Raw genomic sequence first — 22906 nt, 5'->3', positions numbered from 1 at the left:
TGCGTTGGAGGTTTTTTGCTACGGCAAAATTTTCACGAAATGTTTCATTGTCACCACCTATCATATTCGTGTAGACTTATAAGTAAGCTAGACATACAGAGAGGGGCTACCTGATAGATGAAAAAACTCATCATGATACTGGTTGCGTTTATGCTTGTACTTGCTCCCGCCGGCTTCCAATACGATCACGCCGATGCAAAAGGATACAAGTCGGGCAAAAAATCATTCTCGAATACAACACCAACGAATACACAAACGCCTGGCACGACAAATTCCGGTGTGAACTCTCCAACCAATAAGACATCTACGCCATCCAACGCTCCTGCAGCTGCGACAACAAACAAGGCTGGCGGTTTCATGGGCGGCGGCTTTATGAAAGGTCTCATGCTGGGCGGTTTGGCTGGCATGCTGTTTGGCGGCTTGTTCGGCAGCATGGGCGCTTTGGGTGAAATCCTTGGCCTCATGATCAACTTGCTGGCGGTCGTGGCGATCGTCGTGCTGATCCGTAAAATCATTGTATATTTCAAAACACAACGCACACAGAAACAGGAACCAAACACATGGAAAAGATAACCTTCGCTGAAGAACATCTGATCAACGCCATTTGCATTCATGTGGCGAGTAAAAAACAGATTCAACCTCAGGACGTCGAGGTCGAGCTGATGTGGGATGAGGAATACGGCTTTTCCGCAGAGGTGTACTCCTTGGGCAGAAAGCAGGTTTTCATCGAGGTCAACCTGATTGAAGCGATTCGCTACTACCTGGAGACTCAGATGCAGCTCAACCCTTATACGGCCGGCATCGAGCTGGTTCTGGATGAAGAAGAGGGCATCATGGCGCACGTCACTTATCGAAGCTAACGATTGATTCCATCCTAGGAGCTGTCCCAGCAGGTCATGCAAATGGCCGGGGGACAGCTTTTTTTGATACAATGAAAATACCAACTATTACGTAAAAAGGGTAAAAAGGGTATAACATGCTCAAATTCCTGTTTCAAAAAAGAACCGTTCAAGTCCTCTGCCTGTTGCTTGCCTGGTTTGTCATTCACGTCCTGCTCGTGAGCTTGGACGGGTTTCAAGATGACCTCCAAAAGGTCGATGTAGGCGTCGTATTGGGCAATAAGGTGGAGTTGGACGGGACGCCGTCGGAGAGATTGCGATACCGTTTGGAAAAGGCTGCACAGCTTTATCAAGAAGGGTATTTTCCCTACATTCTGGTCAGTGGCGGAATCGGTATGGAAGGCTTTGATGAAGCAGAGGTGATGAAGGGATTCCTGGTGCACAAAGGCATACCAAGCGACAGGATCATCACGGACAATAGGGGTGTAAACACAAGAATGACCGCGCTGAATAGCCGGAAAATCCTGGGCGATCGCGGGCTCGAGTCGGTCATGGTGATTACGCAGTTTTATCATATCAGCAGAACGAAACTCGCCTTTGCCCAAGCTGGATTTGATCCTGTCTATTCGGCGCATGCAGAGTATTTGGAATGGCGGGATCTCTATTCGCTATTCAGAGAATTCTTTGCTTATTATCAATACCTGCTAAAACAATGATGTCCCCTGTCGCAGTTTTCACTACGAGAGGGGACATCCCAATCATAAGGCTTCCATCAGCCTACCATTTTACGTTTTTCAGCACTTCGTCTGCCATTTGAGAGGTGGATTCCAGACCGCCGCCGGACAGGTACCAGTAGTTTGGATCCAGATAGATCACATTTCCGTCTTTAAACGCTTTCGTGCCTTTTACCAGTTCGTTTTCAACCAGTTGCTTGCCGGTCGTATCCGCAGCATTGACAACACTGCGATCGATGACAAACAGATAGTCAGGGTTTTTCTCTGCTACATACTCATAGGATACGCTTTGTCCATGCGTGGATACTTCGATCTTGTCATCAGCAGGGGCAAAGCCAAACACGTCATGCAGAATGCCGAAGCGGGAGCTTGGGCCGTAGGCGCTGATTTTGCCTTCGTTCGTCAGGATAATCAATGCTTTTTTATCTTGGGCTGCTGCTGTTTTCTCTTTCAGCTGCTTGATGCTGTCATCGATTTTCGCCAGTTCGGCATCCACTTCAGCTTCTTTGCCGAAGATGGTTCCGAGTGTCTTCATGTTTTCGGTAAAGGATTCCATGTATTTGGTCGTATCGACACCCAAGAAGATGGTTGGGGCGATTTTGTTCAGTTCTTCGTAAGCCTCTTGCTGTCTTCCGGAGATCAGAATGACATCTGGCTTCATGGCATTGATTTTTTCAAAATCAGGCTCTTTCAAGCCACCTGCATTTTTGTATTTGGCATCCTCGTATTTTTTCAGATACGGAGGAATATTGGCTTGCGGTACGCCTGTTACCTCAATACCCAGTCGGTCGAGGGAATCCAAGACCCCAAAGTCAAAGACCACGATGTTTTGCGGGTTCTTCTTAATCTTCGCTTCACCCAGTTTATGCTTGATGGTCAGTTCCTCCGCTGCTGGAGCTGCTGCGTTGGTTTGCGGAGCTTCTGCGTTGGCGTTGGCTGCTGGCGCTGGATTTGTCGCTGTATTGGCGGAACCGCATGCAGCTGCAAACACAGCCAGCAATCCCGTCATCAACAGCATGGTCATTTTTTTCTTCACTTCTATCACCTCTAGGGATTTATGAAATTTTTATTTAAAATTATTGCTGACGCCGAAAATTGTACGCCAACAAAATAATTTTAACTAAGCATAATAGACGCAAATGCGGTTCTCGTCGATGTCCTCAATCTGGATGTCCATATCGTAGACATCCTTCAAAATCTGCGAGTTGATAATCTTGTCTGTCGAACCTTCCTCGATCACCTTGCCGTCTTTCAATGCGACGATATAGTCGGAGTAGCAAGAAGCAAAGTTGATATCATGGATGACGATGACGACAGTCTTGCCCAGCTCATCTACCAGCCGGCGCAGCACTTTCATGATCTGGACCGAGTGTTTCATATCCAGGTTGTTCAACGGCTCATCCAAGAGTATGTACTCTGTGTTTTGAGCGATGACCATCGCGATGTAGGCACGTTGTTTTTGTCCGCCACTCAATTGGTCCAGGAACTTGTGCTGGATGTCCTCCAGTTCCATGTAGCGAATGGCCTCATCGACATGCTTCCAATCCTCTTTGGTGAGGTTTCCTTGCGAGTAAGGGAAACGCCCAAAGCTGACCAGCTCCCGAATCGTCAAACGGATCGAAATGTGATTCGATTGTTTCAGAATGGAGATCTTTTTCGCCAGCTCCTGACTCTTGGTCTTGCTGATCTCCTGGCCCTCCAACAAAATCTCACCCTGATCCTTCGTCAACAGTCGGCTGATCATGGACAGCAGGGTACTTTTCCCCGCGCCATTCGGCCCGATGAAGGACGTGATTTTTCCCTTCGCAATCTTCAGGGAAACATCTTCCACGACGTATTTGTTGCTGTAGCGTTTTGAGACATTTCTTACTTCTATCATGCCTTATTCTCCTTTAACAGAAGATAAATGAAGTAAACCCCGCCGATGAAGTTGACAATGACGCTGATGGTTGTCGAGAACGTAAAGACTCTCTCGACAATCAAGAGACCGCCGACCAATGCGATGATGCTGATCAACGAAGCGCCGAAAAGCAAGTAGGAATGCTTGTAGGTCTTCATGAACTGGTAGGCGACGTTGGCGACGAGCAAACCCAGGAAGGTGATCGGCCCTACCAGCGCAGTGGCAATCGATACGAGAATCGCGATGACAATCAAGAGGCGCTTCACAACGTAATCGTAGTCGACTCCCAGGTTGATCGCGTCATCCCGCCCCAGTGACAATACATCCAAATACTTCAGGAATGGCCTGAGGTACAAGATAATTCCGAGGACTAACACACAACTGATAACCAGCAGATCGGTGTTCACATTGTTGAAGCTGGCAAACATTCTGTCCTGCAAGATCATAAATTCATTGGGATCGATCAGCACCTGCAAGAATGACGCGAGACTGTTGAACAACGTGCCGAAGATGAGCCCGATCAATAGCAGGAAGTAGATGTTCCTTCCCTCTCGCTTGAACAGCACCTTGTAGAGGAGTGCTGCGAAGAGGATCATCAGCCCCACCGAGAGAACGAAGTTGAGGTTTTTATCCATCGCCGTCTTGCTCGCCGAGCCCAGGAAAAAGATTACGAAGGTCTGGATAAACATGTAGAGCGAGTCCAGTCCAATAATGCTCGGTGTCAAAATTCGGTTGTTGGTAATGGTTTGAAAGATAACGGTAGAGATCGCGATGACGCTTCCGGTAAGAATGATCGCCAGGATCTTCTTAAATCGTCTAGGCAGGACATAATCCCAGTTGCCGCCAGCATCGATCAGCATAAAGATGGCGATCAGGGCAATGGCAACGAGTGCGAGAACTCCGATTTTCGTTTTCATTGCTTTCATTGTTCATAAGCCCTTCTTCTCATAAGTAGGAAAATAAAAATTCCGCTGCCGATGACGCCTACCATCAAGCCAATCGAGATCTCGTATGGAAAAATGATCAGGCGGCCCAAAATGTCACAAAACAGGACAAAGACGGCTCCGAGCAAAGCGGTATGCACAAGGCTCTTTTTCAGGTTGTCTCCCAGGTAGAGTGTGACGATGTTCGGGATGATCAAGCCGAGAAACGGAATCGTGCCTACCGTGAGAATCACTACAGAGGTGACCATTGCTACAATCGTCAATCCGATATTGACAACCTGCTTGTAATTAAGCCCCAGATTGATGGAAAACTCTTCACCCATGCCGGCAATCGTGAACCTGTTGGCAAACAGATAGGCAATGATGACGAGCGGGATGCTAATGTACAGGATTTCGTAGTTGCCTTTCAAGATCGAGGAGAAATCTCCGTGCAGCCAGGAACCGATATTCTGGAGCAGATCGTACTTGTAGGCAAAAAACGTCGTAATCGAACCTACGATATTTCCAAACATCAACCCAACCAAGGGAATGAAAATGGTGTCCTTGAACTTTACGCGATCCAGGATCTTCATGAAGATATACGTTCCCAACAGCGCAAAAACGAAAGCGACAAGCAAACGAAGCAGCGGCGGAGCGTCCGTGAACAGCATCATGGCGACCAGAATCCCGAAACGCGCCGAGTCCTCTGTCCCCGCAGTCGTCGGAGAGACGAACTTGTTGCGCGTAAGCTGCTGCATGATCAGACCTGCAATACTCATGCTGATGCCGGCAATGATAATGCTGACTAACCGCGGAATGCGGCTGATCCACAAGATTTGCGTGGACTCTTCTGTCAAGTCAAACAAATCCAGCGGCGATATGTCCTTGACCCCGATAAACAGGGAGACAAAGGATAATAGGATAAGCGTTACAAGCAGGTATCTTAGCTTCATCGTTCTTCCCCGAAATTCCACGGTATTTTGATATGCTCATCATTAATAAAGAGATTCATTATCAGTAATATCGATATTCATTCTCAATTAAGGTCTTACAGTTGTTATATTAGCACTTTCGAATAAGATGTTAAAGTCTTTTTTCATATTCCAGTAAATTTCTTTGTGAATAATCATTGAACCCGCCAAATACAATCCAGTCTCCTGATAAAAAGCAAAAGCCGCTGCCTCATGAAGGCAACGGCAGCAATCATTACTTTTCGGTCCATGATCCGTTGATATTCTTTACGGATTTATCTCCGGATCCCTTTTCTTCAATGGTTACATCCCCGTCGACTCCGTCAATGGAGAGATCCCCGCTTTCATCCCAGATCGAGATGTCACCGGCATGATTGCGGATTTGGAGGTTGCCTGATTGATCATGTATCTCTATATTTCCAGCTGTGTTTTTCAGCCAAATATCACCCGACTCATCCTCGATCAGCTTGATGTTACTCGCATTGGTCACACGCATGTCTCCTGACTGGTCATATACTTCCAGTTCCCCAGCGACATCCGTAATCTCAATATCTCCAGAATCGTCGTGCACAGTCAGAGGTCCTTCCAAGTCCTTGATCTGAATATCGCCTGATCCATCATTGACAAGAAGACTTAGCGACGCAGGTACCGTAACCGTCAGAGCAACATCGAGGTCCCGATAACCTAATCCTTTCGATTCGTCCAAGATGAGCTTTGCTGTGTTCCCTTCTTGTTGAAGCGTAAAGATGATATCTTCCTCGCTCATATTTCCACTTCGTTTGATCGAAGCTTTCGCAATAATCGAGCTGGCATTTTTATCCCCTACGATTTCCAAGTCTCCGAAACCAGACTCCACTTCCATCTGTTCAATCCCAGAAACGGGCAATTCCAACTCTCTTCTCTCTTCCACTTTATCCAATTGACACCCTGATGCCAGAACGACGCCTGCCATCAACATGCTGAACCATCCCAATGCTTTCATTTGTTTTTTCGTTCCCCCTGGATATTCATTATCATCATTCACTTTCACTATCGTAGCAAAGCTTGCGGCAGGAGAAATCAGTCGCTCGCGGTGTTTATTGGTCCGTCTTCAGCAGGAGAAAACAGGCCATCATCAAAACAGCCACTGCCGTCATTGGGCAGTGGCCGTTCTCCATTCATTCTTATCCGTCTTGAGGGATCGGTTCAGTCGGCGATTCCGGGGCTTGCTCCGGCAGCGCTGGCTGCATCAAAACTGGTTCAATCTTCGGGTCCACCATCAGCTTGTACACAGGTACAAACTCCACCTGCTGCGGTACCCTGACTCGTGCTGGGGCTTCATTCCCCTCATGGGCATCGCCGTTAGCAGGCTGCGTCCCAGGCTGCCAATACAGATAGCCGCTTACCGCACCAGCCGCCACAAGCACGATCAATCCCGTCACGGCTGTGCTTTTTTTACGAAAAAACTTGACCAGTGGATGTGTCGTTTCGTTTCGCACTTCGTCCAACAGCTTTCGGAAGTCGGCATTGCGTATTGCATACCAACGTTTGCGCCATTCTTTCTGACGCAACCGCTGCCCCCTCTCTTCGGCAAAAAACGATTTGAGTGCATGGCGGAACGCTGGCTCCAGCAGTTTTCCCGAGAAAAACATCCGTTGTGTCATCGCCCATTGCAGAAAAGCATGTACGGCTTCGTCGCCCCCGCCTTTTCCGACGTAAGCAATCATCTCCGCATAGCGGAAAGCCGCCTGCTGACTCTCATCTGCCACATGGAAAATCAACGCGACCTTTGCGAAGCTCTCTTCCCGGAGCGGGATGACCAGCATGTTTTGAAGCAGCCTTTGCTGGCTCTCGATGTCATTGCGATCCCATTTGCGGAAAAACTCCTCTGGTCCCGGGATCTCCGAAAGCTCTTCCAGCGACGCCACGTTCATCATCATGTCCAGCTTGTTGCGCGCTTCCAGATCAAGGCCGTCAAAAAAGGTTTGCGGCTTGTCTTCCAGCAACGACAAAATCTGATCGAAGTCTTTTTGAGACAAGGTATCCAGAGCAACTTTCTTCAACAGCGTCTTGTCTACCTCGTCCAAAAGCTCCTCCGCGTAGCTGGGGGAACCGGCAAACGAATCGAAGAAATGGTGGATCTGCATCGCTGCGTCGAGTCTTTTCCGTTCCTCGATCATCAGACCGATCAGCTTCGGTATGGTAGTCGTGGCGAAGAAAGGATGCCGAATCGCCAGAGGGGCATTCTTTGCCCAAAATTCGATTTCCTTGAGCATCTGCGTGATCGTGGCGACTGCCTTCAGCCGCTCTACCAGATATTCCTCGAACAACGGCTTGACCAGCACTTTGTAGCCCAGCACCTGCCGCATCAATGCGTGAAACAGATCGCGGTGTCCGCTCACATGCTGATATACCTCTGCGACGTAGCTGGTCTTAAGCAGGTTCTTACCCTTGGACAGCACATCGATCACATACTGGACCTTCTCTGCTTTCTCCACCTCGTTGCGGGCGACAGAGTAGGAGTCAGCGATCTGCTTGACCAATTCGATCTCGGGCCAATGCTGCTGGGAAAGCGCTTGGGTTTCCAACAAATAGATGGCACGCATGAGTTCGTGCAAACGATCCTTCTTGAGGAGTTGAGCTTGGCGCAGATAGTGGTTGAGCACCTGCCAGATCGCCGGACGATTGTTCTCGTAGACCGACATGCGCCCTTTTTCAATCTGATAGAGAGCGCATAATTGGTAGTACGTCACGAGACTTAACCCGGTCTGGCGGTCCGCTCCCTGCAGCACCTCCTCGCAAAACTCATGAAACGATGCGAGAATGCGAGAGTCCTGCAAAAACTCCCAGGCGAAATCGAGATACTCATGCTTCCCTTCCGTCAGCTCCGTATTGAGCAAACGCTGGCTGGCAAAGTCAAAGAGAAAATCCTTGTCGTTTTGCCCGTTTCCAGGCCGGATGCTGCCCGCTTCTACGAACATCAGATGGATGTGCTTTTTGCTTTGCGGCTCATCGCTGTATGTAAGAAACCCAAAATGCCTGCGCATCTCATAAGGCAGGCAAGTATAGAGGATTTCCAAGAGTTGATGGGCCTGCGCGGTAGATTCGGCTATATCGCCCGGCAAACTGATAAAAACCTTCTTTTTCCCCGAAAGCGAGAGCATGATGGCATGCAGCAATTGCTTGAATACCGTTTGATCGATTCCCAGCCGTTGCAGGACCTGCCGTCTGTCCTGCCCTGTCGTTCCTTGCTTGTAGGGAAGCTCGTCCAGACCTGGCAATTCCTTGCCTTTTGCTTCGTCATGCTGCTTTTGAAAGGATTCGACGCCAAAGATCCGCGCGGGTTCCCGGATAAACACATCGCTTCGCTCTGCCGGAATTACGTAATTGTGGCTGAAGAACGTATTGCGCTGCCCGGTAAAATCGGCGCCGACAAACACGCTTTGTCCAAGCACCAGCTCTCCCGTCTCCGCGCGAAAACAGACAAGTGCTTTGGGATAGCGGGATACATCCGCTTCTGATCGCTCTTGCAATTGTCGGGGTGCCTGATAGACACAGAACGGATGGAGCGTCTTTTTGATGAATTGATTGTCCAGCCCAGGTGATTTGGCGACGGTATCATAGCCTTCATTGGCCCGAAAGATCCCTTGGCGCCCACGGGTGTAATACTGCTGCAAAATGAGCGGCCGACTCACTAACGCTCCCTCCCCTCGATGTAGTCAAGCTGATGCAGGAGCCAGATGAACGGTTCGTCTACACGCATCGGAGTAACGACACCGCTGACCTTCTGGTTGACCGGATTGCTGCCTAGTGCCGACACGGCAAAATAGGCCACATTGGTAAAGTAAACTTCCAGCGCATCCTTGAACGGGCGGTCCACCTTTTCGATAAAACGGCTGACCTCGCCATTGATATTTTCAAATTCGGCCGTGTTCAGGTACTGTTGATGCACGAAGTTGCGGAAGATATTGCTGTTGGGCTTGATATAGGTCCCTTCCTCTTCCTTGATCGCATGCAGCATGTCGCTCTTCGTGAGGACGACTGCTGTCGGGATATGGGTCTTGCTGCTCTCCTGATAGCCGATAAAGTTCTCGAACAAGGTAATGACGACCTCACGCGGTTCATCGTAACGGGCCGTAAATTCACCCGGCTCGTCACCTGCCTGCAGCAGAAAACGATCTCGAATCGTCTTGATCTGCAACGGATCGACGAGGAACAAAATCCCCGACGAATTCTTCACATGTGCCGCATACAGCTCCAGGTATTCCCGGTCGACCATCCCCTCGCCGGCCACATCGAAAAACACCAGAATCAACGGCGCCTTCTCGCTGTCCTTGAAGATGAACTGGAAGATAAAAGGCTCCTGCCGCTTCTCTTTTTGTGTAGAATCCAGCAGCTGGCCGCGCTCAAACAGCGGCGCTTCGTACTGCTCGCGGAATTTCCGGCTGATCTGGGCATTGAGCGGCATGCAGGCTGCATCGAAATGGTTCGCTGTCGTATTCTGCAGGGTGTGGATCAACGAAGTCATATAGACCGACTTGCCGACCTGCGACGCCCCTACGATCGAAATGATGTTGCTCGGCGCCTTTCCTGCCGTGATCGGTAGCTCATTGTGGCATTTTGGACAGAGCCTGCGCTTGGAGACGACGCCGTACCGGTCCGTGACGCCGATCAGCACCTGATCCACATACAGGTGATTTTCCTCCGGGATCGATTCGGGATCAATCACCGCTTCGATCTCCTCGATGGCATCCAGCCCAAACTTGTCGCGGTAGGCGTTCAGCAGATGGTCTTCCTGCAGGGCGTAGTCCTCGTCGTCGGAACGGTAATGGGCAGCCCGAAAGACAACTTCTTCCGGCCCGAATTTCGAAAAGCAAAACGGACAGACGATATCATAAAAAGGAAGTCTTTCCTTGACTGGCTGTTTCTTCTCAAACATGTTCTTCAAAAAGGTAAACATGCTCTCCCCTCCTATTCGGGAATCAGTTCGTAACGTTCCCCGTATTTTTTGCCGTCCGTAAAAAAGAGGCGGATGACATCCTTCTTGCGGACCTCGATCTCCGGCAAAAGGTTGACGCCAGCTTCAAGATCGCGAATAAAAGCGTATTGCGTGCCGTCATCCTTGTGAATGGGAGGGGAACCTTCTTTTTTCACGTAGCAGAGGACGTCCTTGGCGAGCGGAATCTCGGTAAAAATGCGAATTTGCAACGTATCATAAGCACCGAACCACTTTCTTTTGCGGATCAGCGAGTACCGGATCTTCGCTTTTCCGGTGCTGATGTGAATGATATGCGCATCCGAGTCCGGAACGAGCAAGATTGGCCTGCCCTTTTCCAGGCGACAGGGGAAAATGCGGTACGTGTATTGGCCGATGTCTTCGCTTTTCTCCCGCAGTCCCTTGTGCACCTTGTATTCCTCACGCGTATACAGCTTCAATTGTTTTTCACTGATCTGCTCGATCGCAAATGGCGCATCCATCGGAGATTTGTGCACGTACACGCACGGCACCTCGTCAGCCCAATGCCAATTGATGACGTACTCTTCTCCGTGACGATGGCAGACGACATCCTTGATGAGCACATCCGAAGTCGTTTCATGATTGATCATGACGCATCATGCTCCCACTCTACAGATCAAACCGCTTGCTGTTTGCTTTTCCGTCCCCGGTATGGACCGGCAGAGCCTTGCTGCGCGACAGGCGTCTCTGGAAGGACGATGGCTCTGTACCGATGGTCACCGGAATCAAGAGGGTAAAGAGAGTCAGCACGACAGCCAGCAGCAGCGCAGCCAACAGATGCAGCAGCATCGCCGGCAAATCTCCCCCGATAAATCCTGCCTCCAGCACGAGACCCGCCAACAGACCGGAGACAACCCCGCCAATCGTAAAGCTTTTCGCCAGATGGCGATTATCAAAAATCAGTCCCAATGCCAAGCCCAGGAGTGTGCCGATGACGATCAGGCTTACGACACGCAGAATGGCGTATAGGGTGCTGCTCTCTGTCGCATCGCTGCGTGGGGAGACCAATGTGCGCTCATGCCGCGTCAGCTCAATAATTTGTCCGAAGGCGCCGGTGATCTGATCGGCGTGCGCCACGTCAAAATACGTGCCGCCTGTAGCGCTGGAGATTTGCTGCAGAAGCTGAGTCCCATCTGCATCAATCGCACTCATCCCGACTGTATGGATAACGACATTCGCCTGCTTGTACGGGGCAAGCGCTCGGTCCAGATCAACGCGGCTGTAGCCGTCAGACATCAACACCACCGTGCTGTTCGCCAGCTTTTGCGAGGCTTGCAGATGATCCAGTGCCGTCTGCAAGGCTTTGTCGATATCGGTGCCGCCGCCGTTCATGCCGGTTTGCTCCCGCAACTTCTGCACAACCTGATCCTTGACGGCCTGCCCGTTGATTTGGGTCAGCGGCTGGACCACTTCTGTGCTGTCGTTAAAGGAAATGACCGCTACATTCGTCCCGTCCTCCATTTTCTGCACCATGTCGGCAGCAGCCGGGAAAAGGCGGCTGTCCGGATCAGAGCGATTCATGCTGCCGGAGGTATCCAGTAGCATGACGATATTATTGGAGCTGCTCGCACTCTGAAAGGTGGAGCCGTAGGCAAATTGCAGCAGCATGGCCACGACGCCGATCAGCAAAAAGGTGCTGGGCACGAGCATTTTCCAGGAAGCGCCGACATAACGCTGCTTCCAGCCTGAGCCGTTGAGCCGGGGCGAAATCATCTCCGCCACCAGGCACATTAATCCTACAAAAAGCGCGTATTGTCCAAAATAAAGTCCCATAAGCAGCCACGTCGGCCACTCCCCAGAAAAGCTCGCAAGCAGCACTTCTCCTACGGCAAAACCAATGCCTCCACCCACCAGGCTGCATAACACCATGAGCAGATTAATCCTTCTTTGTCTCATGTCGATTCATCCTTTCCTCGGCGGCAAATGAAAAGCCGTTTTCCAGGTAGGAGGTATGGTACTTCTTGTTGTTGCGATAGTACATCAGGTCCTCGATGCCAAATCCCCCCATCAGGTTGAGCTTCTCGATGCCGCTCTTTCTATCCTCGTGGATGCATCCCTGCTTATAGGTTCGATTCCCTTCGTCCAGCCGCAGTACGAACTGTACGAAGTCATTGCTGGTGTCGGCAAACAGGTATTTTTCCTCGTAGCGATGTTTTTGAAGAAAATGGAAAATTTCAATATGGATCGAAGCTCGTTCTTCCAAGGCAAACGCAAGATCCCGGAACAGATCGTCACGGGTCAGCACGGTGCGATTCTCGTACGCTGCCGCTACATTGGCCCTCGCCAACAGCTCGGCGTCGAACGAAAGAGCAAAGGCTGGACGAGGCAAAATCTCCGAACGGCAAAAACGGCAAAGCCGCTCAATCAAACCAGCCACGCCATTGTACAATTGCAGCGAGTCAGTCCCGATATAGCGGGATTCCAGATAAAAGTCAGCACCCCGCTGAGCCTCCATCGCCTGGATCGCCTCGCGAACCAAGGAAGAGTAATAGTCCTCGATGTTTTTGCCCAGGTAGTCGGCTGCCTCACGGATGCTTCGCCGTGCATGTTCGTGCAATTGCTGCTGCAGCTCCTCCAGTTGTTCGAACTGCCTGCCGAGCTGACGGTGGATCTCCCCTACCTGCCGCTCCCTTTCTTGCAGAATGCGCAGAATGGTTTCTCCCTCAAGGATCTCGAGCTTTTTGCCATACACGAGGTCGAGGAGGTGGCGGACCAGTGCTCTCACCCGCTCCTTGTCCCGGGTGAAAAGACCCCCGACGCGAAGCTCCAGACGGTCTACCCGCTGCTGATAGATTTCTTCCAGCTCTGCTCGCGCCAGCTCCAGCTCCCTGCTCGTTTCCCGGATGCCCAGCCGTATTTCATTCAGCAGATGTCCGACACTGCTTTGCTCCGAGGTAATCTGATAGGCTGCGTACAGACCGTACCGCGGATCGGCGATCAGCTCGTGCTGAATGATCGAAGCCAGGCTCTCCTCCTGCAACAAATCCTCCAGGCGATGGAAGACAGGACGGACCAGATTCGTCTCAAAAAAAGCTTGGCTGCTGCCCTCGAACAAGGCTTTTTCCGCTTCCCGCAGATTCATCCGGCTGAGCTCCTTGAAGCTGACGCCGGAGGTCATAAGCCCGCCCATCTCATCAAGCTTGCTCTCCTCTGAAAAAACCGTCCGCAGCTGTCTTTGCAAATCATGCGACATCAGCCCAAGCCGCTCTCGCACGCTCGCCTTGTCGGGCAGCGCTCCTCTTTTTAGTCGATCCCAATAGAGGTCAAAGACGGCAGCCAGCACAGTCAGCGCAATCGCATGGGTCGGACGCTTGACCTTGGACAAGCCGGCAGAAGCGAATGCCGCCTCCACCCGACTCCCTGTGATGTTGCGAATAAACTGGAATTTGCTGAAGCTGTCGCTGCTGTTTGGTTCCGCCCCTTTGTTATGCAGCAGGACGAGATGGCTGATCAGCTCGTCATTCTCCTGCATGCCCGACTCGAGAAACATCCCTTGCTCGTTTTTGTCGCTCAAGAGATAGACGATGGAAAAGAGCGGCGCATGCTCATGCTCGACCGGCAGCTTGACCAGATCCCCTGTCACCAGCAGATCCGCGCAATAGCTGAAGTCTTGGCGCTGGTACCGATTCACTTCCTCGAGAAAACTGACACTCAGCGCAGCCGAAAAGCCAAATTCCTCCCCCGGCTGCTTCTCTTGCAGCAAAATGTACAAATCGACGGACACATGCTTGAACAGCTCCGCCAGATAACTTTTCAACACCAGGGTCAGCTCCGGCAACAAGACGTTGGCGGGGTCATCCGCGCGTGTCACGACAGCGAGGTTTACCTGCTGAAGCGTGGCAAAGCGTTTCCCCATTTCCGCCACCCGCATGCTCGCCTGTTTCATCACCTTGTTGAGCGTCATCAGCATGGATTCATCCTGTGCAAAGCGCTCGTATAGCGATGGGCGCAGCATGCGCTTGTTTCCATCTGACTCGGGCAGGCGAAATCCCTCCACCAGCGGATGCTCCCAGGTCTCTTTTTCGTAGGCATGGATGTAGAGAACACCGTCGCTGTTTGGCCATTTTCGTTCATTCATCCGGCAGACAGTCTGGAGAGACTCCAGGCTTTTATCTCCCAGGAAGAGAAAAAGCACGGGGTTCTGTATGCCCCGCTGACCAAAGCCGCTCTCCGCTTGTCTTTCCATGTCGGTCACGTATTCGGTTGCGAATTGCTCCAGCCATTCCCTCATGCTTTCTCCCGCCATTCTGTAGATAAAATGCGTTTTTGCTTACTGCAGTGTCTTGCGCATGTCGTTTACTTTGGACCAAACCTTTTTATAGAACTCGAACATTTCTTCTCCGTTTACGTATTCGTCACGGTCGTACTCGAGCTCGCTCTTCACAGCCTGGAAGGATGCTGCGATCTCGTCCAGACGCTGGATCAACGCTGTGGTATCCTCAGCCGATGTCATTTGGTCGCTGCGCTTGGCTGCTTTGCGCTGCAGCGCCGCCATCTTTTTGTGATCGAGGCTGCGGAACTGCTGGTACACGGCATACTCGACGTGCTTGTTCACCTTCATCAGATTGAGCAAAGGATCCCAAGCCTCTTCTTCCTCATCACGGTCATAGACGAACAGCGCGCCTTTTTTGCTGATTGTACCCGTATAGAGCGCTTCGATGTAGCGCGTGAGCAGCTCTTCTTCGCCCTGCATGGCGTTGACGATTTGTTCCAGCTCCTGGATTTTGCTCTCGATTGCTTCGTATTTGCGCACCTCGTTTTGCATGAGGCGGATCAGCTCTGGGTAGCGAATCAGATTTTCCTTCGCCATCTCTTCGTTGATGCTGCCGAAAATATCGCGTTGGAAGTCTTGCGGCAAGCCGTCTTTCATATGTCCCTTCAGCTCAGCCAACAAGCGCTTGATCTCGCCGGGACTCATTTTGGAGGTGTCCGCTGCCGGCAGTTCGAACGGTTTGGTCACGACGCATTCGTAACGGCTGCTCGTTTGGCTGTCCTGCCCCTTTTCGCGGATGCTGCCAAAGCGCACGGCCTTGTCGAACAACTGGCGAATGCTGGCATTGTATTCCTTGATCCGAGCGTTCTGGTACGTATCGCCCCAGGATTTTTCCGGTATCGGCGAAGGCAGGTAGGCCCAGTTGTTCTTCTCCGTCTGCACGAGGTGACGGCCGATCCCTTCCCGATCCAGAATCGTGCGCTCGTAGCTTTCCTCGTAGACCTTGAGCGGCGTATAGACGAAGAGCGGAATCCCGTTTTTCGTATTCAGCCAGAAAATGCGGTTTTTGACCTCGCTCTCTTTTACTGTAAAGCGCGAGCCGCTGATGGCGGTATCCTGGTAGTTGCGAATCCCCTTGAGAATCGACGGTGCTTTCAGCGGCACCGACACGAAGCCCCAGGACGGGAAGTGCATATTGCCGAGATTGTTGCTCAGGTGGAAGACCGGAATCGCTTCTTCGTCCAGCTTGCTGGCAATCTTGCGCTCGACGATGCGATCCAGCGTTTCGTCCTGTCCGTATTTGATGACGAGGAACTCTTCCATGGATTTGGTGATCAGCTCGCCGAATTTCTCAGAGAGGAAATCGGAAATCGAAGTGACGATGTCCAGTTCCTGCTCCTTCACCCATTGGTCCGAATGCTTCAACAGATCGCTGGTAAAATCGCGGATCAGGTCGTCGGCGTCTTTTTGTTCCAGGATATTGCCGATCACCTTGGAGACATCCGGCACGCTGACGATGTTCCAGTAGTACGTTTTGTTTCCAGTGCGATCCATCTCTTCTTCCGCGTTGATCAGGATGTCGCCGTTTTTGTCAAAGATCTGGTTCAGGGCATTCAGAATCTCGGTAAAAACGCTGTAGATGCGATTGTTTTCTTCATTTAACAGGCGATGCAGTTCTTCGTAGAACTCAATCATCTGCTCCAGCTTCTCCTGGTCAGCCAAAAGCTGGTATTCATTGATCTTTGCTTCGATATAGCTGTTTTTCTTTTTTTCTTTGGAGATAAACGCGCTGCGGGCATCTCCCAGCTTTTCAGTGGCGGTCTCGCGCGCACCCTCAATCTCGCGCGGGAAGCTCTCCAGATTGGCTTTCAGGCTTTCTACATAGGACAAGATCATTTTCATCAGACAGAAGCCTTTGTCCGAGTGGATCAATCGAGATGCGTAAAAAGGTCCTTGCTGCGGGTGCAGAAAGACGCGCGTAATCATCTCGCGGAACGTCTCCATCATCTCACCCGGCGTCTGCTTCTTGCACTTGATGTATTCCTCACGGGCTTTTGCCAGATAGCCTTGCTCCAGCTCGTGATCAATGCTAACTACCTGCTGGCTGATCACATTGCTGTAGTTCAGCCGCTCGCTGTTTTCATAGCCCGGCAGTGGTTCCGGCACACGCGACTCGAATTTTTTGGCAATGGAGTCGATGTCGATTCCCAGCTTGCGGGCGAATTTCTCCGCGTCCTCCTGAGTAGGAGCAACCGCGAACATTTTCTCCATCTTTTTAAAGAGACGGTACGCCAGATAGGTGGTCATCTCTTCGATCGGCAGGACCGCGGAGGAAGCGCCGATCACGTTGTACTGATAGTTCGCCGCATACGCCTTTGGCATCTGGTTGATGTTGGTGCGGATGTTGCTGATGTAGTCGTGAATCGCGAACTCTTCGCCGGAGCGCTTTTCCTCGCTCGCCATGAAGTTCGTAATATTCTCTGCCGTCACGTTCATGCAGTAGTCATAGGCATTCTCCAGCGCCTTGCCTTCCAGGTTGGTCGCGGAGATCAAGTGGCAGAGGTTGAATGGCGGCATGGGCGATTGCACATTCAGCACATTGCCGTACTGCTGCTTGAAGCGCTCCATGCGCTCGTCTGCGTTCATCCAGTAGTCCAGCTCTTTGAGCGCCGCATAGCCGTTTTTCATGATGTAGTCGCGGGTATGGGAGCTCAGGCTCTTGTTGGACAGATTGACGTCAGGCGTGAAGAGATAGCCGAGCATGTTTACCTTGTCTACGCCGCCGCTGCCGAAGTCGCGCTCCAGAATCCCGCGCACGATGTACGAGATGTCGAGGAAGCAGCCGCTGCCCGTCCCCCCGGAAAGTCCGCTCAAGAGGAAGACTGTCAGCTTTTTGTTCGTGCCTTCGGTCAGCATTTTGATTTTCTTCTCAATCGTCTGCACAACCTGCGTGATTTTGGTAAACAGCAGCAGGCGGCCTGCCTGGCGCACACCGGATGCTCCGCTGATTCCATCCGTAATCGTCAGCTCCGGAGAGAGCCAATCCGTGATGTACGGCTCCAGAATGCTGCGGTTTTGCAGGACGCCGCCGATCTCCGGGTTGGAGAGCAGGACGAATTCGGTGACGGGATCCAGGCCGATGCCTTTGTATTTTTTGTTGCGGTCGTGCTCGTTGGTTTCAAACGCGATGAATTCGATATTGTCCGGTTTCTCTTTGCGCTTCTTCGACAGCGGATCGACCGGAAGCTTGAAGCGTCGGTTTACTTGATATTTCAAACGGAGCAGGGCATCGATCCCTGTACCGCCCAATCCGATCACAAGCATGGGGTTGTCGATGGTATCGACACGAATCTTGTCGCTGACGATACCCCCGCCCAATGATACATCCAATTGCTGAATATGTTCTCTTACGACTGCTTTCATACTCGTTTCCCCCCTAGACGATGTAGTCTACAAATACGGATTTGTTTACGCTCGACAGAGAAATCTTGATTCTGTCGTTTTTCTTCAATTCCTTGCCCTGACTGACATCCAGCACTCTGCCGCCTTTTTCAATCCGGCATGTGGAGCGATTTTCGATAATCAGCGTGTCGTTTTTGCCGGGCAGGAATACCACTTTATCGGTCTCCTGAAATTCCGGAGCCAGCTGCAAAAGCTGGTGCAGCTTGACCTTTCCTTTGAATGCATTCAGCTTCTTGTATTGCGGGTTTGATTTATCTCCGGTGTCCTCGTCGACAATCTCAATGGCAATCTGTCCGATAAAGCCTTTATTCGCCTTGCGCCATACGGACAGCAGATAGAAGGCCAGTGCAGCCAAGAGGATCACGCCGAGAGCCACGATGACGACTGTGAGCCACGGGAACGGCTCTTCGGGCGCTGTATTCTCGCCCGCTGGCGGCGGTGTCGGAGTGGCTGTGCCGCTGCCTGCTGCCGATGCGTCAATGATCAATGGCTGTGTCTCGCGATAAAAGCTGCTGTCCTCTGCCTTGACACTGATCTCGTACTTGTGGTCGGCCGGAATCGTAAAGCTGCCTTCAAAGCCGCTGCCGGTATTGGTGATGGCTACTTCACTCGTACTCTGGTCGGTTAGGTCATGGATCAGCAGGGTAGCCTTCATCTGGTTGTACAGATCCGGGCTGGCTACCTTCTGTCCGTTGCTGACCAGCGCAGCTTTTACAGGGATGACGTCCCCTGCTTGATAGGTCTTGCTTGCGACCGGCTCCATCTCCAGCTGCAGCTCGTAGTTGAAAATCATGTTGATGTCGATTTTATCCTGTGGTACCCCTTTTACCTGCAGCTTCCACTCGCCCTGCTGCGGCTTGACGATTTTGAGCATCGTGTACGCCGACGAGCGGGAGAGTCGAACCTGATCGGAAGGGATATGTACTTCCTTGCCCGAAGGATCAAACAATTTTACTTCTACTGGCTTTTGCGACATGATCGAAATGTTGGCTTCCATCACATTGGCGTTGGGGATGGAGATCGCCACGTCTTGCGCCTGGCCGTTGGACGTAAAATTGGTGATCGGAACTACTTTCAGCTTCAGATGGTTGGCAAAAATCTCGCTCAGGATCTGCGGCAATGTGTCGGCTGTGCTCGTCTCGAAGAATTTGCCGTTGGTCTCCTTTGCGATTTTCTCCAGCGTCGTACGGTTCAATTGTCCATCCGCGTTGAGTCCGATTGTATAGATGGGATACCCTTTGCTTTGCGCTTCCTTTATAGAAGCTTGCAATTCCTGATCGGACATCGCCTGTGTGCGCCCAGACGCTGCATTCAGATAGTTGTTTCCGTCCGCCAGAAGGACGATGATCGGGGAGTTGGAAGGATCACGTCCGGCATCCAAAATTTTGACCGCCTCTTTTACGCCGACTGCAATATCGGTGTACGCCCCTTTTTGCAGGCTGTCGATAAACGCCTTGATTTCGTTCTTGTCTTGCTCGGAATTGACCTGGATCATGGCCTTTTCCCGTTCAATTTTATCCGTATAAGAGATAATTCCGATTTTGTTCGCTTGAATCGACGTCATGTCGACGAACATCTTCATGGCTTCGTTGCTTACTTTGTTTTTATCGCTTTGGTTCATGGAGGTACTGACATCCACAACCAACACCGCATCCATGTTGCTTCCGCTGGTCCCGGCAAAAGCCAGATTCGCGCCTGTCATTACTGAACCCAGCAGAAGCGCCACACAAAGCAGGTTTCGAAGCAGCTTTTCGAATCGCATCACCATCTGTGAAACCCCTCCACTGTTCTAAGATTGTTGCAAATAGAGGTACATTATGACAATATTACCACTATATTGAGAAGTGCTAGTAGAAAAAATGCTATTTTTGCCTCCCTATTACGTATTACGATATGGGTAGGCCTTTTGTTGCAAAATTCGACAAGAAGATGAGGGAGGAAATTTATGCTAACCTACTTTCTTCTGTCTGCCGCTGTGCTGCTGCTTGTTTTCCGCTTTCTCAAACTTCTGAAATGGAAGCGGCTGAATATCACTGAAAACCAAATGGATCAACATCTTCTCGACCTGTTGAACAGGAAGAAGGAACTACCATGAAAAAGCGAGTTGGCGTTCAATTTCGGAAAATGCAGAAGACCGCTCACGTCTACGAGCGTTTGCAAACCTGCACGCGCTGCCATACGTATCACGTCCTCTGGGATACGCATTGCAGTGAGTGCGGCCGCGAATACCAGCCGATCCGTGAGGTTGCAGCAAAGGTAACACGACGGTATGTACAGACTCGCTTCCTTTTATTAGGGCTTTTTGTTTTGTTGGCCATTCTCTGCGCAGATACGCTGACACAGCTTGCTGTCGGCTGCGCCGGTGGCATTCTCGTGTTTGTGTGCTTTTTTGTGATGCAGAGAAAATTCGGGGCATATGAACGAGACGTGGACTTTTTGCGCTATATGACGCAAGAGACCGAAATCATCAAAAAGTCGCTCCTCTTGCACCAGGAAGAGATCGGCTTTGACGTCAAGGAAGAACGCATCAAGGATGCTTATGAAAAGATTCGGGAAGTGGGGCAATTCCTGCACTCCGATACGATCAAGCTGCGCAAAATCATGTATCTGAATCACTTTGTTTTGCGCAAAGACATGGAGCTTGAACTGGAGTCGCTGCTCCCCACTACGTATGACAAGGATTTCGTCGAGTATCTGCGGGAAGTAGTCAAGGTGCAGCCGCAGTTGGTCAAACGCTCCGTACTGGATTATGTCAATCGGTATAAAAGCAAGATTCTGCTGCATGAAAACGGCGAGCAGCTCATCGGCCAGATAGCGGGCGCTGCCTTGCGGATGAGTGCCTATGTAGCCGAGTATCAGGAGCTGATTATCGAATATATCGACTATCTGCCTCGGGAGCGCTTGCTTCGTCTGGCGAGAATGATCAGCCGCCATCATCACGAAGGAGGTTGGGAACGCCTGGAGGAAGCCGTCAAGCGGCGGATTGAGACGCATCATTCCTTCGATCCTGACTTCCACGGCGTTTTGTGAAGGAGGACCCCGCTATGAAGCTTTTCTCTCCCTACCAAAGATCGTTCTGGGTCCGAAACATCCTGCTTGTACTCGTCATCATAGCCTTGATCGGGACTGCTTATAAACTGGCGCGAAGCTACCAGAAAACCGTCTTGCTCGGGCAAGCCAAAGCGCACTTTGAGGCGCAAAACCTGGTGCTGGCGGAAGCAGCCTTCTCCCATGCAGACGCGATCCAGGCTATTCGCACCGAAGACGAGCCATGGAGCCAATTGCTCTTGCGTTTGGGAACCGTACGGCATGAACTGGAATCTCTCGCTTTGAATGCGCGCTTAGCCATGGAACAAAACGAAGCGGACCAGACCCTGGCAGCCTATCAAAACTACCATTCCCTCCAGCAGCAAGCACAACGGGAAAATGAGCAGGTCGCAGCCTTTTTCCAGCAAATCGCTCAAAACCTCGCGATCGAGAATCAGTTCGGTATGTATTATCAGCAAGCGATGAAAGAAGCAAAAGATCAGGTACAGGCAAGTCTCGACCAGAAAAAGTACCGTGACCAGACATTCATCCACACCTTGGCGACGATTCCGGATGAATATTATGGAGGAAAAGAAAAAAAGCAGAATGAACTGGAGGCGCTTTTTCTGCAGTACGAGCGCAACAAGCTGCGGGATCTGGCTCAAGCCGGCACGTTTGCAGAGGTCGTCGGAAGTCTAGCAAACAGTCATGGCCTCTATGAAAAGGAAGGGTTTCCTACGGAATGGCTGGTTTCGCTTTTGGAGCGTTACGCCAAGGAAGAGATCAATCAGACGATCCGGGAGCAGGATCTGGCGGAATTCGTCAACAGAGCCAAAACTTATCGTGAACAGAAATCCATCCTCCCGTCCCGATCTGACGTGCTGGCTTTGATTGACAGGCAGATTGAAACCCTGTTTCAGCAGGCAGACCAATTTGTCCGCTCCAACCGCTTTGAAAAGGCACTCGGGCTGTATCAGGAATTAAGCCGTCTGGAGGATACTTCCGCGCGTTTGACTGAACTGGAAAAGCGCTGGATCGCTTATGATCCAAGCCGCCTGCTGCAAGCGCAATTTCCCGACAAAACACTGGATACACTCATGACGGGTGTGGATCATTGGGGTGCTCAGGTGTATGCCATCGGGTGGGATGAAAGCGATGGCGTTCTCTACATGGCAGCCCTCGACGAAGATGGTGCTGCGGTCAAACTGGAGCAAGCCCTCTCACTGAATCGCAAATCCGCTATCTTTTCGCTCTCCGATACTTTGGGCAGCGAAGAGAGCCCGATCATTACAGTAGAAGCTGCCGGGAAGGAACGCACTTATGCCTACCTCGGTCTCGTCCCTGATCTGTCCCGCAAGATGTTCGTCAAGCGCTGGGACCTGGAAGCAGACGGATGGGAAGCTATACAGCCCGATCAAATTCTCGTAAAGAATCCCGTCGGTGAAGGTGAACATGAAATCGCCCGCTTCTCCCTGGAGAAGAGCGGTCTTGTATACACGGAAAAATGGGCAGATTACCTGGTCGATTCAGAGGATCAGGATGAACCGGGGCAGATGGATGAGCAGGACAGTGAGAACATACAGGCCGAAGAAGGGCAGCAGAAAGATCCCAACGACGGAAAGCCTGCCGATATTCCTGCCTTGCGCACGTATGATGTGTATGCCGGACCTGGCGATACATATGCCATCATCGGCCGGGTAGTCGAAGAAGGATACCAGGTGATCGCCAAAGAGAACGGCTGGCTGCAGATCGATTTTGACGGTACGCAAGGATGGATTCGGCCCTCTGTGGAACCATAGCCCCAATTCTGCCTTCTTGGCGAAACAAAGCGCCCTTCCAAG

General features: G+C 51.2%; 18 protein-coding genes. 6 read left to right on the top strand and 12 right to left on the bottom strand.

The window, feature by feature from the left end; genetic code table 11:
* Positions 1–117: 117 nt before the first annotated feature.
* The 3 genes from T458_RS52805 (at position 118) to T458_RS52795 (ending at position 1555) form a co-directional block, all read left to right on the top strand.
* A complete protein-coding gene (locus T458_RS52805) occupies positions 118–573 on the top strand; it encodes a hypothetical protein (protein WP_023559209.1) in 456 nt (151 codons plus the stop codon).
* A complete protein-coding gene (locus T458_RS52800; RefSeq protein WP_023559208.1) occupies positions 561–860 on the top strand; it encodes a YxcD family protein in 300 nt (99 codons plus the stop codon). Before T458_RS52805 ends, T458_RS52800 begins: the two co-directional genes overlap by 13 nt.
* Before the next feature lie 116 nt (positions 861–976).
* Positions 977–1555 (top strand): YdcF family protein, encoded by a 579-nt coding sequence (locus T458_RS52795; RefSeq protein WP_023559207.1) that lies wholly within the window; start codon positions 977–979, stop codon positions 1553–1555.
* A 61-nt stretch (positions 1556–1616) separates the two neighbouring features.
* Here T458_RS52795 and T458_RS52790 read toward each other — a convergent pair whose 3' ends face one another.
* The 12 genes from T458_RS52790 to T458_RS52735 all read right to left on the bottom strand — a co-directional run bounded on the left by T458_RS52790 (position 1617) and on the right by T458_RS52735 (position 19806).
* Entirely contained in the window at positions 1617–2597 is a 981-nt protein-coding gene (locus T458_RS52790; RefSeq protein ID WP_216087488.1) for a siderophore ABC transporter substrate-binding protein, read from the bottom strand.
* Positions 2598–2693: 96 nt separating this feature from the next.
* Positions 2694–3452, bottom strand: a complete 759-nt coding sequence (locus T458_RS52785; protein WP_023559205.1) for an iron ABC transporter ATP-binding protein — start codon at positions 3450–3452, stop codon at positions 2694–2696.
* Positions 3449–4390: an iron chelate uptake ABC transporter family permease subunit gene (locus T458_RS52780; protein WP_031306240.1), complete on the bottom strand. Its 942-nt coding sequence runs from the start codon at positions 4388–4390 to the stop codon at positions 3449–3451. The genes T458_RS52785 and T458_RS52780 overlap by 4 nt, the downstream gene beginning before the upstream one ends.
* Positions 4391–4395: 5 nt before the next feature.
* Entirely contained in the window at positions 4396–5349 is a 954-nt protein-coding gene (locus T458_RS52775; RefSeq protein ID WP_023559203.1) for an ABC transporter permease, read from the bottom strand.
* Between the two features lie 253 nt (positions 5350–5602).
* Positions 5603–6349, bottom strand: coding sequence for a DUF4097 family beta strand repeat-containing protein (locus tag T458_RS52770; RefSeq protein ID WP_031306239.1), 747 nt, complete (start codon positions 6347–6349; stop codon positions 5603–5605).
* Between the two features lie 181 nt (positions 6350–6530).
* Positions 6531–9041 carry a GAP1-N2 domain-containing protein gene (locus tag T458_RS52765; protein WP_023559201.1) on the bottom strand — a complete coding sequence of 837 codons (2511 nt, stop codon included), beginning with the start codon at positions 9039–9041 and terminating at the stop codon, positions 6531–6533.
* Positions 9041–10306, bottom strand: a complete 1266-nt coding sequence (locus T458_RS52760) for a TRAFAC clade GTPase domain-containing protein (RefSeq protein ID WP_023559200.1) — start codon at positions 10304–10306, stop codon at positions 9041–9043. Before T458_RS52760 ends, T458_RS52765 begins: the two co-directional genes overlap by 1 nt.
* Before the next feature lie 11 nt (positions 10307–10317).
* Positions 10318–10953 (bottom strand): hypothetical protein, encoded by a 636-nt coding sequence (locus T458_RS52755; RefSeq protein WP_023559199.1) that lies wholly within the window; start codon positions 10951–10953, stop codon positions 10318–10320.
* 19 nt (positions 10954–10972) lie between these two features.
* Positions 10973–12259: a vWA domain-containing protein gene (locus tag T458_RS52750; RefSeq protein WP_023559198.1), complete on the bottom strand. Its 1287-nt coding sequence runs from the start codon at positions 12257–12259 to the stop codon at positions 10973–10975.
* Positions 12240–14594, bottom strand: coding sequence for a hypothetical protein (locus T458_RS52745; protein WP_023559197.1), 2355 nt, complete (start codon positions 14592–14594; stop codon positions 12240–12242). The genes T458_RS52750 and T458_RS52745 overlap by 20 nt, the downstream gene beginning before the upstream one ends.
* Before the next feature lie 39 nt (positions 14595–14633).
* Positions 14634–17999, bottom strand: a complete 3366-nt coding sequence (locus tag T458_RS52740) for a tubulin-like doman-containing protein (protein WP_023559196.1) — start codon at positions 17997–17999, stop codon at positions 14634–14636.
* 13 nt (positions 18000–18012) lie between these two features.
* Positions 18013–19806, bottom strand: a complete 1794-nt coding sequence (locus tag T458_RS52735; RefSeq protein WP_023559195.1) for a vWA domain-containing protein — start codon at positions 19804–19806, stop codon at positions 18013–18015.
* 177 nt (positions 19807–19983) lie between these two features.
* Here T458_RS52735 and T458_RS57375 point away from each other — a divergent pair, with 177 nt between their 5' ends.
* Genes T458_RS57375 through T458_RS52725 form a run of 3 tightly spaced genes read left to right on the top strand, consistent with a single transcriptional unit; the run spans position 19984 to position 22864 of the window.
* Positions 19984–20133: a hypothetical protein gene (locus T458_RS57375; RefSeq protein WP_023559194.1), complete on the top strand. Its 150-nt coding sequence runs from the start codon at positions 19984–19986 to the stop codon at positions 20131–20133.
* Positions 20130–21068 (top strand): hypothetical protein, encoded by a 939-nt coding sequence (locus T458_RS52730; protein ID WP_023559193.1) that lies wholly within the window; start codon positions 20130–20132, stop codon positions 21066–21068. The genes T458_RS57375 and T458_RS52730 overlap by 4 nt, the downstream gene beginning before the upstream one ends.
* Positions 21069–21082: 14 nt before the next feature.
* Entirely contained in the window at positions 21083–22864 is a 1782-nt protein-coding gene (locus T458_RS52725; protein ID WP_023559192.1) for an SH3 domain-containing protein, read from the top strand.
* Positions 22865–22906 lie beyond the last annotated feature (42 nt).

The organism is Brevibacillus panacihumi W25 (assembly GCF_000503775.1).
Classification (GTDB): Bacteria; Bacillota; Bacilli; order Brevibacillales; family Brevibacillaceae; genus Brevibacillus; species Brevibacillus panacihumi_A.
The sequence above is the reverse complement of the archived record's forward strand: the minus strand, read 5'-3'. Positions and strand labels throughout refer to the sequence as shown.